The organism is Macrococcoides bohemicum (assembly GCF_016865215.1).
GTDB classification, from domain to species: domain Bacteria; phylum Bacillota; class Bacilli; order Staphylococcales; family Staphylococcaceae; genus Macrococcoides; species Macrococcoides bohemicum.
This window is the reverse complement of record NZ_CP054482.1, coordinates 1,582,910-1,597,687: the sequence shown is the minus strand read 5'-3', so window position 1 is coordinate 1,597,687 and position 14,778 is coordinate 1,582,910. Positions and strand designations below refer to the sequence as shown.

The window sequence follows — 14,778 nt, the reverse complement described above, 5'->3', positions numbered from 1 at the left end:
TATGAGTATGTGTATTTTTTTATGAGTGAACAAGGAGTGTGACACATGTTAGATGTTTTATTTAAGTTAGGATGGTTTTTTAAGCAGGAAAAAAAGAGATATATTTTTGCGGTAATCTTACTCCTTTGTGCGAATGTTACAGAAATCATTCCGCCTTGGTTAATTGGTAAAACGATTGATTACGTCAATTTAAAAACGTTAACTCAAGATACATTTAAATGGATATTAGTCGTATTTACTGTAACGCTAGTGTTGAGTTATTTAATCAATTACTTATGGCGATATCTTTTGTTTAATGGTTCACAATTGCTAGAAAGTATGATGCGCAAGAAAATTATGGCAAAGTTTTTAACAATGAGTCCGAGTTTTTACGAAAAGAATAGAACTGGAGACCTTATGGCAAAGGCAACAAATGATTTGAGTGCCATTCGTCAAACAGTTGGTTTTGGTATTTTGACATTAATCGATAGTACAACATATATGGTAACAATTATTGCGATGATGGCTCTTGCGATTTCATGGAAATTGACGTTAGCAGCGCTTATTCCTTTACCATTTTTAGCATATATTGAACAACGTCTCGGGAAAAAGATTCATGAACGTTACACTGTGAGTCAGGATGCATTCGGTGATATGAATGACAGTGTACTGGAATCGATAGAAGGCGTCAGGGTAACACGTGCTTTTGCACAGGAAGAACATTTAGATATTCATTTTAAACATATGACGACTGATGTGGTTAACAAATTTATTCACGTAGAAAAATTAGATGCTCTATTCAAACCGATTACGATAATTGTTACATCGTTAAGTTTTATGATAGGTCTCGGTTATGGTAGCTATCTTGTTAATCAAGGTGAAATTACAGTCGGTGATTTAATTGCCTTCAATGTTTATTTAAATATGCTTGTGTGGCCGATGTTTGCAATTGGGTTATTATTTAATATTATGCAACGTGGTAATGCATCGTTAGACCGTGTAATGGAGACATTAAATACTGAAGATGTCATGGAAGATCCGATTGATGCTTCAATTCCAAAGGATCATCACGTTTCCTTTGATGCTGTAACTTTCCAGTATCCAACAAGTGAAGAAGAAAATTTAAAGGATATTGATATAGAGGTTAAGGTAGGCGAAACATTAGGTATTGTCGGTCCAACGGGAAGTGGTAAGACGACTTTAATCAAGCAGATTTTAAAAGAATATCCGATGGGAGAAGGGAATATTTCTATCGGTAATTTAAGCGTGAAAGATTTATCCAAGTATGAAGTCCGTAATAAGATAGGCTATGTTTCTCAGGAAAATATATTATTCTCAAGAACAGTAAAAGAAAATATTAAGTTTGGTAAAGAGGATGCGACGGACGCTGAAATTGCAGAAGCAATTCGTCTTGCCAATTTCACTAAAGATGTTGAGAGACTTCCTCAAGGGTTAGAAACGCTCGTTGGAGAAAAAGGAATCGCAATTTCAGGTGGACAAAAACAACGTATTTCTATTGCCCGTGCGATGATAAAAAATCCGGATATATTAATATTAGATGATTCATTAAGTGCTGTAGATGCAAAAACGGAGACAGCGATCATAGAAAATATTCAGGCTTCAAGAAGCGGGAAGACTACAATTATATCAACGCATCGACTTTCAGCTGTACAACACGCAGATTTAATTGTGGTATTAGATCGCGGAAAAATTATCGAGCGTGGTACTCATGAAGCACTGATTGCGAACAATGGCTGGTACAGGTCGCAATTCGATCGTCAACAGTTAGGAGGTGTCTCTTAAATGTCGACTACTAAACGTTTATATTTAGAGGCTAAGAAAGAGAAAACTTTATTTATCATAGGTTTTATCATATTATTCTTTGCTGTCATTATGGAGCTTATTGGTCCTGTCATCGGGATGTATATTATCGATCACCATATCAAGACGGCAACAGAAGGTATTATTAATATGCAGCCGATATTTTTATTGTTAGCAGTATATTTCATCATTGCAATTATCTATGCGATATTAAGTTACTATCAAACAATCTATTTCCAGACAGCCGGTTCAAATGTTATCAAACACTTACGTACAAGTTTATTCAGTCATATACAGAAACTTCCGATTAAGTTTTTTGATAATTTACCAGCTGGAAAAGTTGTAGCTCGTATCACCAATGATACACAGACAATATTAGAGTTGTTCACAGTGATGCTTCCAACATATATTGCTGGTATGACAAATATCGTCGGAATTATTGCAGTAATATTTTACTTTAATGTTAAAGTTGGATTACTGGCACTTATTGTAGTGCCACTATTATTTGGCTGGTTATTAATTTACCGTAAAATCAGCGATAAATATAATAATATCGTTCGTGAACGTAACAGTGATATGAATGCCATGTTAAATGAATCAATAAATGGTATGACAATCATTCAAGCATTTAATCAGGAAGAGAAGATTCAGCAGGAATTTAATCAGTTGAATGAAGAATATTTAAAGAATTACAGCAAGATTATTCAACTTGATTCTATTACGAGTCATAACCTTATGGGTACGATTCGTTCATTCGTATTTTTAGTGATGATTTACATATTCGGACAATCATTCTTAAGTGCTGAAGCAACACTTACTGCGGGTATGATGTATATATTGGTTGATTATTTAACTCGTCTATTTAATCCAATGTTCAATATGGTTAATCAGCTCAGCGTTTTAGAACAGGCACGTGTGTCAAGTAATCGTGTTTTTGAAATGATGGATGAAACAGCAGAAGTTCAGGAAAATAAAATCATGACGCAGTGTGAGGGCCATGTGAAATTTGAAGATGTATCATTCGGATATAAACCTAACGAACTTGTATTAAGAAATATTAATATCGATGCTTTACCTGGTGAGACGATTGGTCTCGTTGGTCATACCGGTTCAGGGAAAAGTTCAATTATGAATCTTCTCTTCAGATTTTATGATCCGACCACGGGTCGCATAACAATTGATGGTATTGATACAACGTCTGTTACTAAACAATCAATGCGTCAATTTATGGGTATCGTATTGCAGGATCCGTATCTTTATTCAGGAACGATTCTTTCAAACATCACTTTAAATGATCCTAAAATTACTCGAGAGATGGCGATTGATGCACTGGAACGCGTGGGTGGATATAGAGTGTTACAGTCACTAGAAAATGGCATTGACACAGAAGTAGTAGAACGTGGATCGACGCTTTCAAGTGGTCAACGCCAGTTAATATCATTTGCAAGGGCGCTGGCATTCAATCCTAAAATATTAATATTAGATGAAGCGACTGCTAGTATTGATTCAGAAACAGAATCTGTCATTCAGCAAGCGATGGATGTGTTAAAAGAAGGCCGAACAACATTTATTATTGCACACCGATTATCTACCATTAAACATGCTGATGAAATTATTGTTCTGGATAAAGGGGAAATCATCGAACGTGGTACACATGATATATTAGTCGAAAAAGGCGATGTTTATGCTAAAATGTATGCATTGCAATCAGGTGGGAAATAATCGAGGTGTAAATATGTATAATATTATTCCGATGCATCGAACTGCTGCTGAAGAAATAAGCATATGGGATTTTGGCAAAGGATATGAATTTTATAACATAGAAGAAGATCCGTATGTTATAGAGACATTTTTGAATGGTCATTATTATATTGTCTATAAAAATGATGAAATTTTTGGCTTTTTCTGTGATGGTGAAAGTGCGAGAATCAATGAAACATATCCTGAAGATGATGATATCTTAGATGTTGGATTCGCATTAAACCCGCATTGGATCAGTCAAAAAATGGGTGAGCAGCTATTAAATATTATGTTCCAGTATTATCATGCTCTTTATGACGTTCATATATTTCGGTTAACGGTAGCTTCATTCAATGTAAGAGGTATTAAACTATATGAAAGAATGGGATTTTACGAAGTAAATACGTTTTACGAAACGATTGATAATGAAAATATTAAATTTATAGTAATGTGCTATAATCAATCCCAAGACTGATGAAACTTTTTCTAAATAACGTTAAGATTGTATCAGAAAGTAGGGGATACAATGTTTAAGTTAATCAGAAGACTTATTAAAATAAGTCTACTTGTAGTTATAAGTGTTATGATATATTTTATCTTTGTCACTAATCCATTTAATGGTGAGGCAAATCAAGCAGTAAATGAACCTGTTCAAAATGCATCGACGTATACTTTAGAAGATAATGTGCTATTTAGAAATATTCCATTATCCCAGGTGAAGAATGCATTTAATTTTATGGATAAGCAGGAATTTATGGATGTATCCGGATTAACTCGAATGGGTTATAATGATGAATACTTAATTGGTCAGCGTGGCAGTGACTTTATCATGTATCGATTTGGTGAAAATAAAGTATCTGTATTTCAATCAGAAAATGATTTATATCATGCTCTAAGTGAACGTCAGCAATCTATTGATATGAAAGATAAAAGTTTTTATTAAAGGTTAGAGATTCTAAAGGGTCTGGAGATAAAATTTATTTCCGGACCTTTATTTTGTTTTTCTAATAATTTTGTTTATAATAAATACGGTATATGTAGTAACATCAATCATTTTGACTGGATGGAGTTGTTTTTTTGTTTTATTTTAATAAACCAATCCGCATCATATTTTTAGCTATTGTTTGTCTCCTATTATCATCATGTAATCAACAATATAGTTCTAAGTCACAGTACAGTACTCCGACTATAAAACCGCTAAATCAAGTTTCGCTCTTGCCGTATATAATGAGTAAAATGACATTAGAACAAAAGATTGCGCAGCAATTTATTTTAGGCTTTCACGGCACGACATATAATAATGTGTTGGAAGAATATAATCAGCTGAATATTGGCGGGGTGATTTTATTTGCCCGAAATATCCAGTCAGTTGAACAAACAAGACTGCTTAATCAAACAATTTACGACCAAAATAAAGGTGTTCCGATGTTTATAGCGGTGGATCAGGAGGGTGGACGTGTGAATCGTTTCCCCGCGGGCATTCAGAATGTTGAACCTGCATTTCAAATTCGTAGCAGTGGTGATCCGCGCGTTGCCTATGACAAAGGTGAATACATTGGAAGACGATTAAATGCATTAGGGTTCAATGTAGACTTTGCACCATCTTTAGATATTTGGAGTAATCCCGCAAATAAAGTAATCGGGGATCGTAGTTTTGGTACGACTTATCAGGACGTCATAAAGTATGGATTACCTTTTAATAGAGGAATTAATGATCAGGATGTTATTACGAGTGCGAAACACTTTCCTGGGCATGGTGATACTTTTACTGATAGTCATGAATCTTTGCCGGTAAGTCATCTGACAGAGAAACGTTTATTTGATAGTGAGTTACAACCATTTAAGGCAGCGATTAAGGATGATATCGATATGATTATGGTCAGCCACATATTATTCCCGGCAGTTGATGTAAACGCCCCGAGTTCAATGAGTAAAGCTATGGTTACAGATATACTTAAGCAAAAATTAGGCTATAAAGGTGTCATAGTTACCGACGATCTGGCCATGGGTGCTGTTATTAAAAATTACACACGAGAGCAGGCATTAATTAATGCAATAAATGCCGGTGAAACATGTTTATTGATTGGTTCAGATATTGGTGATATTCGCTATCAGATAGAATTTATTAAATCACAAGTGAAATCCGGTAAGATAGATGAGAAAATTATTGATGAAAATGTTCAAAAAATACTCAAGTTAAAGCAAAAATATGGTATCGTATAATATATTAAAGTCATTTTAATGAGGTGTTAAGTTTGCCCAATTTTTATAAGAGAAATAAATTAGTTTTCTTTCTTTTTGGACTTATCATATTTATGGTTCTGGTTGGATTTTCACTGAGAGAAAGAGAAACAACGACAGTTGAATCATTTGTAGGAGATACGACCGCCATCGGTCAAAGAATCGTGTCATATCCTGCAATGTTTGTTACAGGTAATTTCGGTAATCTCATTAATATGTGGGATGCAAATGAAGAAAACAAAAAGCTGAAAGAAAAGATAAAAAGTTTTGCTCAAGTTGAAGCTGATAATTATCGTCTAGAAAAAGAAAATCAGGAACTAAGACAAGCATTAAAAACGGATAGTATTTCAGAATATGATCCGGTGATTTCTACGATAATCGCTAGAAATCAGGATCAATGGATGAATACTTTTATCGTAAATAAAGGTAAATCATCTGGCATACGTGAAAATATGGCTGTGCTTACAAGTGAAGGCTTAGTAGGACGTATAAAGAAGGTTAACAGTTATTCTTCACAAATAGAATTAATCACTTCTAGTATAAAATCTAGTAAGATTAGTGTTACATTACAGCAAGAAGGTCAGGATATATTTGGTATGATTGATCATTTTGATGAAAGTAAGAATTTACTTGTCTTATCTGATATAGATAATAATGTGAAAGTTAAACTTGGAACAAAAGTAGTTACAAGTGGACTTGGCGGTCAATTCCCTAAAGGCATCTTAATTGGGGAAGTAAAGAAAGTTGAAAATGATGAATTTGGATTGAGTCAAATTGCATATGTGGAAACGCAAGCTGATATTAATGAACTCACACAAGTTTATGTTGCTAAAAAAAGTCCTAAAGTGATTTCATTAGAAGGAAGTGGCGAGTAATGCAGCTTGTGATTATGCCGCTTATTGCGCTCATATTGTTTTACATTGATTCATTAATCAACTCAATTTGGCCGGTCACTATTTTCAATGTTGATTATTATTTTAAAGCACATTTATTATTTATGTATTTGTTGATAATAACGGTATACAAAAATCCGAAAGTAGCATTGATACTAGGTGTGTTATTTGGAATCATTTTAGATATTTATTTTGGCACAATCTATGGTATATATCTATTCGGTTTTATCATTGCTATACTTCTTATGAATCAATTATTTAAAGTCTTCTACAAAGATTTAAAGATGATGATTGTATTGTTCTTAGGATTTATCTTTCTGTTTGAAAACTTTTATTACATTGTCTTTGCAATTCTTGGAATCGCACATATCAATTATTTTTTATTTTTGTGGACACATGTTTTATCGTCGTTACTTATCAACTTCATTTTAATACTAGTCGTCTTTCCATTTATCCTGAAATTACTTGATAAGTATATGAAATAATGATTGACGTCGCATGTTTAAAATGATAATATATTGAAGTTGAGTAGTTTCAAAAGCTACATACAACCGCACAACTTTAGGTTTCAAGTGAGCAATCCACCTGAAGATGGCGTGACTTAAATAAAATAGGAGGTGCAAGTATGTTTGCAATTATTGAAACTGGTGGGAAACAATTAAAAGTTGAACAAGGTCAAGAAATCTGGGTTGAGAAATTAGACGCAGAAGCTGGTTCAACATTCACGTTTGATCAAGTATTAATGGTTGGTGGAGATTCAGTTAAAGTAGGTTCACCTGTAGTTGAAGGTGCTACTGTTACAGCGAAAGTTGAAAAACACGGTCGCGGTAAAAAAATCACTGTATTCAAATACAAACCAAAGAAAAACTACAAACGTAAACAAGGTCATCGTCAACCTTACACTAAATTAGTTATCGAAGCGATTAACGCGTAATGATTAACGTTACTATCTTAGTAAATGATGAAGGTCAAGTGACTCAGTTTACTATGGAAGGACATGCAGATAGTGCACCACACGGACAGGATCTTGTTTGTGCAGGCGCTTCAGCAATCGTCTTTGGTAGTATGAATGCAGTGATTGGTTTGACAGATGAACGACCGGACATTGATTATGCGGATGATGGTGGTTACTTTACTGCAAGGGTCGTTGACCTGAACAATAAAGAAGCACAACTGATTATACAATCAATGCTCGTGTCATTACAGACGATTGAAGCTGAATACGGACAATATATTAAACTAAACTATAAGTGAGGTGTAACTCATGTTAAAATTAAACTTACAATTCTTCGCATCGAAAAAAGGGGTAGGTTCTACACGTAACGGACGTGACTCTGAATCAAAACGTTTAGGTGCTAAACGTGCGGATGGTCAATTCGTAACAGGTGGTTCTATTTTATACCGTCAACGCGGTACTAAAATTTATCCAGGTGAAAACGTTGGACGTGGTGGCGATGATACTTTATTCGCTAAAATCGACGGCGTTGTTAAATTTGAACGTTTCGGACGCGACAAAAAGAAAGTTTCAGTATACGCTGAAGCAAAATAATTAGATGATTAGGGACTGAGACATAACCATGTCTCAGTTCTTTTTTCATTTGTTTACCTCAGTCGTACAATTATTTAATCCATGATATAATGTGAGCAGGTGATTTAATGCATAATATTGAAACTTATATGAAAACTAAACATGATCTTGCAAACCAATTGCAGTTGTTAGATGCTTATTTTACATTTGGCCAAGTAGATAAAGCAGAGCGCTTATCTAAAAACATCGTTGCACAATTTAGGGATGAACAACAATTCCTAAAATTAAGTTGTCCCAAATCCATACAGTATTACGTCGATACTACATTAGATGAACGTTTGTTTGAATGGGCATTTGAAATTGAGCTTCTAACCAGTGCAATTGGCAATTATGATGAAACATTAAAAACGTTTATTCAAACATGTATAATGGATTACAAAAATAGAGTTGATACTAAATCATTAGTTACAATGAGTTTATTTGAGACAGATGATGAGATTGAATGTATTTTCGCATTAACAGGCAATATTAAAGACACGTCAAATGTATTATCAAACTGTGCATTGGCGAATGACGAAATTATCGAATACAAGTTAGAAATAAGAAAATAAGAGGTGTTTATATGTTTATAGATCAGGTCAAGATTAATTTAAAAGCAGGAGACGGTGGTAACGGTATCGTTGCCTATCGTCGTGAAAAATATGTGCCATTAGGTGGACCTGCTGGAGGAGATGGTGGTAAAGGGGCCTCTATTATATTCCAGGTAGATGAAGGTTTACGTACATTATTAGATTTCCGTTTCCAACGTATGTTCAAAGCTGAAAAAGGTGAGAATGGTCAGACAAGCAACATGCATGGAAGAGGAGCAAAAGATTTAATATTAAAAGTACCACCTGGCACGATTGTTAAAAACGCTGAAACCGGAGAAATTATTGCAGATTTAGTGTTACACGAACAAAGTGCAGTAGTAGCCAAAGGTGGACGTGGTGGACGTGGTAATTCACGATTTGCATCAGCAAGTAACCCTGCACCAGACTTCTGTGAAAATGGTGAACCAGGTGAAGAATTAGAAGTTTCTTTAGAACTTAAATTATTAGCCGACGTTGGTTTAGTTGGTTATCCAAGTGTTGGAAAATCAACGTTGCTTTCAATTGTTTCTAAAGCGAAGCCAAAAATTGGTGCTTATCATTTTACTACAATTAAACCCAATTTAGGTGTTGTACAAACAAAAGATAACCGTAGTTTTGTAATGGCTGATTTACCTGGTCTAATAGAAGGTGCTTCTGAGGGTGTTGGTTTAGGGCATCAATTCTTAAAGCACGTTGAACGTACACGCGTTATTATTCATATTATTGATATGGGACGTACGGATGGTCGTGATCCATATCAAGACTACGTTACTATCAATAAAGAGTTAGAAAACTATAATAAGAAATTAGCACGACGCCCACAAATTGTCGTTGCAAACAAGATGGATATGCCAAATGCGGATGAATATTTAGCAGAATTCAAAGAAAAAATGGGTGATGATGTTGAAATTATTGAATTAAGCGCAGCAACTTACCAAAACATAGATACGTTATTATATCGAGCAGCAGACTTATTAGATGCAACGAAAGATGTTGATTATGACATTGATGAAGAAGATACTGCAGTTCACCGTGTAATGTATAAACATGAAAAATCTGCAGATCACTTTGAAATTACACGAGCAGATGATGGTGCTTATGTTGTTAGTGGTGACTCAATCGAACGTTTATTCAAGATGACAGACTTCACACGTGATGCATCTGTGCGTCGTTTCGCACGTCAAATGCGTACGATGGGTATCGACGACGCATTACGTGAACGTGGCTGTAAAAATGGAGACATCGTTCGAATTATGCGCGGTGAGTTTGAATTTGTAGAGTAGCAGGTGAAGATATGACGGATCAAAATAAAAAGTTTTATTTAATTCGCGAAGACGTATTGCCTGAATCAGTAAAGAAAACTTTATTAATTAAAGATTTACTTGATAAAAATCCAAAGCTATCAATATTTGATGCAGTAAAAACATACGATTTATCCAGAAGTGCTTTTTATAAATATAAAGATACGATTTTTCCGGTTGATGAAAAAACACGGGAACGTAATATTACAATGATGGTCCAGGTAGACGATAAAGTTGGTTTGTTAAGTCGTATATTAGAATTTATTGCAAGTGAGAATGGGTCTGTGCTAACAATACACCAGACAATTCCAATTAAGGATAAAGCAACGATTACAATTTCTTTAAATGCAACAAATATGGATTTAACGATTAACGAACTGATTGAAAAGATTGAAGCACTCGATTATGTTAATCAAGTGCAGCTACTTGGTATGAGTTTATAGGAGGGTACGATGTACGCTTATTTAGAAGGACAATTAAATGAAATTTTACCAACACATCTCGTTGTTGGCGTGAACGGTATAGGATATGAATGTCATGTACCAAATCCTTATCGCTTTCAAAAACATTTAAATAAAGATTTTAAATTATATACGCAGCTGGTTGTTCGTGAAGATGCACATACGCTATATGGTTTCGATTCAATGGAAGAAAAACAGTTGTTTTTATCTTTAAATAAAGTAACTGGTATAGGTCCAAAGTCTGCTTTAGCAATATTAGCATCAAGCTCACCAAAAGAAATTAAAAATGCGATTGAAAGTGAAAATGATAGTTATTTAATCAAGTTTCCTGGCATCGGTAAGAAGACAGCACGTCAAATGATACTTGATTTAAAAGGCAAATTGATTATTACGGATGAGACAGAAGTATTTAAAGAAATCACTGAGCAGAAGACTGAAGTTATCGAAGAAGCACTTCTTGCTTTAGAAGCCTTAGGTTACACAAAACGTGAACTTCAAAAAGTTGAAAAAGTATTAAAACAAGAGCAGCTTGCAACAGTTGATGAAAATGTCAAACGTGCCTTTCAAATGCTTATTTCATAAAGGAGTTGAAATGATTGGATGACAGAATTATAGATGATACGCTTTTAAACTCAGAGGAATTTCATGATGAATTAAGTTTGCGTCCGACAAAACTTTCCCAGTATATAGGCCAGGAAAAAATAAAACATAATCTGGATGTATTTATTCAAGCTGCAAAATTGCGTAATGAATCACTAGATCATGTGTTGTTATATGGTCCGCCTGGACTTGGTAAGACAACGCTCGCTACAATTGTGGCGAATGAACTCGATGTAAATATTAGGACGACTTCAGGACCGTCAATAGAACGTCCGGGAGATTTAGCAGCAATTCTTTCAAGTTTAAATGCAGGCGATGTTCTTTTTATCGATGAAATTCATCGCCTAAGTCGCGTAGTTGAAGAAGTATTATATCCTGCAATGGAAGACTTTATGTTAGATATCGTAGTAGGTAAAGGCGAAGAGGCTAGAAGTATACGTATTGAATTACCACCTTTCACTTTAATTGGTGCTACAACACGTGCCGGAAGCCTATCAGCACCTTTACGCGACCGTTTTGGTGTGCATTTAAGACTTGATTATTATTCTATAGATGATTTATCTCAAGTTGTGAGCCGTACAGCTGATGTGTTTGATGTAGCAATTGATGATGCATCAGTCACAGAACTTGCCATGCGTAGCCGTGGTACACCTCGTATAGCTAATCGTTTATTACGACGAGTGCGCGATTTTGCACAAGTTAAAAATGATGGTCATATTGATTTTGAAATTACATCAAATGCCTTGAATTTATTGCAGGTTGATGCCTATGGATTAGATCATATCGATCATAAAATATTAATGGCTATCATTGAAAGGTATAACGGTGGCCCGGTAGGTCTCGATACGATAGCTGTGTCTATCGGTGAAGAACGTATGACACTTGAAGATGTTTATGAACCCTATTTAATACAAAAAGGCTTTTTAGAACGTACGCAACGCGGACGTGTAGCCACACCGCTTGCTTATAAACATTTTAATATTCCGTTTGATAACGAAAAGAGGAAATAAAGTTGGATGTAAATGAATTTAATTTTGAATTACCAGAAAGATTAATTGCACAAACGCCTTTGCTTGATCGTACAGCAAGTCGATTACTCGCTTTAAATAAAATGACCGGAGAGATTACGCATACACATTTTAAATCGATAATCGATTATTTAAATGAAGGTGATATGCTTGTTCTTAATGATACAAAAGTAATGCCGGCGCGTCTTTTTGGCGTTAAAAGTGATACAGGTGCAAAAATAGAAATGTTGATGCTTACTGAACATGATAATGGTTGGGAAGTTTTGATTAAACCCGCTAAGCGCGTTCAAATCGGAACAGAAGTATCCTTTGGGGATGGTAAGATTATAGCGACATGTGTCGATATGCTTGAGCAGGGCGGTCGTATCATGCAGCTAAAGTATGATGGGATTTTACAGGAACGACTTGATGAATTAGGTTTAATGCCGCTACCACCTTATATAAAGGAAACACTAGATGATCAAGATCGTTATCAAACAGTCTATGCAAAAGCTGTTGGCTCTGCTGCAGCACCTACGGCTGGTCTTCACTTTACAAAAGAATTATTAGCAGCAATAGAAGAAAAAGGCGTTAACATTACATATATCACATTGCATGTCGGTTTAGGGACGTTCCGACCGGTGAGTGTTGATTCGATTGAAGATCATGATATGCACAGTGAATACTACGAGATGACTGCAGAAACTGCACAATTGTTAAATCGTACAAAAGCGAGTGGTAAACGTATTATCTCTGTAGGTACTACTTCAACACGAACACTAGAGACAATTGCAGATGAAAAAGGTCACTTTGAAGCACAAAGTGGATGGACAGATATCTTCATCTATCCAGGATATAAATTTAAAGCGATAGATGCAATGATAACAAACTTCCATTTACCTAAATCTACACTTGTAATGTTAGTATCAAGCTTAGCAACAAAAGAAATTATATTAAATGCATATCATGAAGCAGTTAAAGAAGAATATCGCTTCTTTAGTTTCGGAGATGCGATGTTGATTTATTAAAAGGAGAACATTTATGCCAGCAGTAACTTATGAACATATAAAAACTTGTAAACAATCTGGAGCGCGTCTTGGTATTGTCCATACACCACACGGTTCTTTTGAAACACCGATGTTTATGCCAGTTGGAACGCAAGCGACAGTAAAAACGATGAGTCCGGAAGAATTAAAAGCAATGAATGCAAAAATCATTCTAAGTAATACATATCACTTATGGCTTCGACCTGGGAGTGATATCATTCGCGAAGCGGGTGGATTACACAAATTTATGAACTGGGATAGACCCATCTTAACAGATAGCGGTGGCTTTCAGGTATTTAGTTTAAGTGATATGCGTAAGATTGAAGAAGAAGGTGTACATTTCAGACACCATCTAAACGGCTCTAAATTATTCCTGAGTCCTGAAAAAGCAATGCATATTCAAAATGATTTAGGATCAGATATTATGATGGCATTTGATGAATGTCCGCCGATGCCTGCTACGTATGAGTATGTAAAAGCGAGTATCGAAAGAACAAGTCGTTGGGCTGAACGCTGTTTAGAAGCGCATCAAAGACCAAATGATCAGGCATTATTCGGTATTATTCAGGGTGGAGAGTACGAGGATTTACGTACACAATCAGCTAAAGATTTAGTTTCATTAGATTTTCCGGGATACGCGATAGGCGGTTTATCTGTAGGTGAACCTAAACCAATCATGTATAGAATGTTAGAGCATACGACACCGCTCATGCCATTTGATAAACCACGTTACTTAATGGGTGTTGGATCTCCGGATGCACTCATTGAAGGCGCAATTCGTGGTATTGATATGTTTGACTGTGTTTTACCAACACGAATTGCACGTAATGGTACTTGTATGACAAGTAATGGTCGTGTGGTTGTAAAGAACGCCAAATACGAACGTGATTATACGCCACTTGATGAAAATTGTGATTGTTACACTTGCAAAAATTATACGAAAGCATATATTCGTCACTTAATTAAAGCTGATGAGACTTTTGGAATTCGTTTAACAACAATCCATAATTTACATTTCTTATTGAATATGATGGAACAGGTAAGAGAAGCAATTCGTAATGACCGTCTACTTGATTTCAAGGAAGAATTCTTTGAAGCATACGGTTTAAATGTTGAAAATCCAAAAAACTTTTAGGAGGTAAATGATGTCACCAGAAATGCAGGCAATTATCGTACAAATATTACCGTTGATCGTATTATTATTTGTGGCATATTTTTTAATGATTAGACCACAGCAAAAAAGAACGAAAGAACAACAGGAACTACTTAGAAACTTAAAAAGAGGCGACAAAGTTGCTACTATCGGTGGATTACAAGGTACAGTGAAATCAGTTGATGCACACTTTGTAACGATCATTGTCAATAACAAAGGTACAGAAATGACTTTTGATAAGATGGCAATCAAAAAAGCTAAGTAAAAGTATGGGTTATTAAAATTAATCGCGTAATAAATCAAATAAAAAATCCTATTAAATTAAATATTTTTATATATTTATCAAATTTTACACATCTTTAATATCGTTTTAAGTTAA

At 35.0% G+C, this 14,778-nt stretch carries 18 protein-coding genes and 1 other annotated feature; all 18 genes read left to right on the top strand.

What is annotated here, in order from left to right; all coding sequences use genetic code 11:
• Positions 1-45 precede the first annotated feature (45 nt).
• The 18 genes from HT586_RS08295 to yajC all read left to right on the top strand — a co-directional run bounded on the left by HT586_RS08295 (position 46) and on the right by yajC (position 14,664).
• Entirely contained in the window at positions 46-1,782 is a 1,737-nt protein-coding gene (locus HT586_RS08295) for an ABC transporter ATP-binding protein (RefSeq protein ID WP_096076251.1), read from the top strand.
• Positions 1,783-3,522, top strand: coding sequence for an ABC transporter ATP-binding protein (locus HT586_RS08290; RefSeq protein WP_096076252.1), 1,740 nt, complete (start codon positions 1,783-1,785; stop codon positions 3,520-3,522).
• A gap of 13 nt (positions 3,523-3,535) precedes the next feature.
• Positions 3,536-4,015 (top strand): GNAT family N-acetyltransferase, encoded by a 480-nt coding sequence (locus HT586_RS08285; protein WP_165958578.1) that lies wholly within the window; start codon positions 3,536-3,538, stop codon positions 4,013-4,015.
• 51 nt (positions 4,016-4,066) lie between these two features.
• Positions 4,067-4,483: a DUF4930 family protein gene (locus tag HT586_RS08280; protein WP_188017676.1), complete on the top strand. Its 417-nt coding sequence runs from the start codon at positions 4,067-4,069 to the stop codon at positions 4,481-4,483.
• A 293-nt stretch (positions 4,484-4,776) separates the two neighbouring features.
• Positions 4,777-5,763, top strand: coding sequence for a glycoside hydrolase family 3 protein (locus tag HT586_RS08275; protein ID WP_203545580.1), 987 nt, complete (start codon positions 4,777-4,779; stop codon positions 5,761-5,763).
• Between the two features lie 23 nt (positions 5,764-5,786).
• Positions 5,787-6,656, top strand: a complete 870-nt coding sequence (gene mreC / locus HT586_RS08270) for a rod shape-determining protein MreC (protein ID WP_232508224.1) — start codon at positions 5,787-5,789, stop codon at positions 6,654-6,656.
• Positions 6,656-7,159 (top strand): rod shape-determining protein MreD, encoded by a 504-nt coding sequence (gene mreD / locus HT586_RS08265; RefSeq protein ID WP_203545579.1) that lies wholly within the window; start codon positions 6,656-6,658, stop codon positions 7,157-7,159. Before mreC ends, mreD begins: the two co-directional genes overlap by 1 nt.
• 54 nt (positions 7,160-7,213) lie before the next feature.
• Positions 7,214-7,286, top strand: a sequence feature (ribosomal protein L21 leader region).
• A 13-nt stretch (positions 7,287-7,299) separates the two neighbouring features.
• The gene (rplU, locus tag HT586_RS08260) at positions 7,300-7,608 is read left to right on the top strand and encodes a 50S ribosomal protein L21 (RefSeq protein WP_096076258.1); all 309 of its coding nucleotides are present in this window, start codon (positions 7,300-7,302) and stop codon (positions 7,606-7,608) included.
• Entirely contained in the window at positions 7,608-7,928 is a 321-nt protein-coding gene (locus HT586_RS08255; RefSeq protein WP_096076259.1) for a ribosomal-processing cysteine protease Prp, read from the top strand. The genes rplU and HT586_RS08255 overlap by 1 nt, the downstream gene beginning before the upstream one ends.
• A 10-nt stretch (positions 7,929-7,938) precedes the next feature.
• A complete protein-coding gene (gene rpmA / locus HT586_RS08250; RefSeq protein ID WP_096076260.1) occupies positions 7,939-8,223 on the top strand; it encodes a 50S ribosomal protein L27 in 285 nt (94 codons plus the stop codon).
• Positions 8,224-8,330: 107 nt separating this feature from the next.
• On the top strand, positions 8,331-8,813 hold the full coding sequence (locus HT586_RS08245; RefSeq protein WP_096076261.1) for a Spo0B domain-containing protein: 483 nt from the start codon (positions 8,331-8,333) through the stop codon (positions 8,811-8,813).
• An 11-nt stretch (positions 8,814-8,824) separates the two neighbouring features.
• On the top strand, positions 8,825-10,114 hold the full coding sequence (gene obgE / locus HT586_RS08240) for a GTPase ObgE (RefSeq protein WP_096076262.1): 1,290 nt from the start codon (positions 8,825-8,827) through the stop codon (positions 10,112-10,114).
• A gap of 11 nt (positions 10,115-10,125) precedes the next feature.
• On the top strand, positions 10,126-10,575 hold the full coding sequence (locus HT586_RS08235; protein ID WP_099580096.1) for an ACT domain-containing protein: 450 nt from the start codon (positions 10,126-10,128) through the stop codon (positions 10,573-10,575).
• A gap of 9 nt (positions 10,576-10,584) precedes the next feature.
• On the top strand, positions 10,585-11,175 hold the full coding sequence (gene ruvA / locus HT586_RS08230) for a Holliday junction branch migration protein RuvA (protein WP_096076264.1): 591 nt from the start codon (positions 10,585-10,587) through the stop codon (positions 11,173-11,175).
• 14 nt (positions 11,176-11,189) lie between these two features.
• Entirely contained in the window at positions 11,190-12,203 is a 1,014-nt protein-coding gene (gene ruvB / locus HT586_RS08225; RefSeq protein WP_096076265.1) for a Holliday junction branch migration DNA helicase RuvB, read from the top strand.
• Between the two features lie 2 nt (positions 12,204-12,205).
• Positions 12,206-13,228, top strand: coding sequence for a tRNA preQ1(34) S-adenosylmethionine ribosyltransferase-isomerase QueA (gene queA, locus HT586_RS08220; protein WP_203545578.1), 1,023 nt, complete (start codon positions 12,206-12,208; stop codon positions 13,226-13,228).
• Positions 13,229-13,241: 13 nt separating this feature from the next.
• Positions 13,242-14,381 carry a tRNA guanosine(34) transglycosylase Tgt gene (gene tgt / locus HT586_RS08215; RefSeq protein ID WP_203545577.1) on the top strand — a complete coding sequence of 380 codons (1,140 nt, stop codon included), beginning with the start codon at positions 13,242-13,244 and terminating at the stop codon, positions 14,379-14,381.
• Between the two features lie 10 nt (positions 14,382-14,391).
• A complete protein-coding gene (gene yajC / locus HT586_RS08210) occupies positions 14,392-14,664 on the top strand; it encodes a preprotein translocase subunit YajC (RefSeq protein WP_379875001.1) in 273 nt (90 codons plus the stop codon).
• The last annotated feature ends 114 nt before the right edge of the window (positions 14,665-14,778 follow it).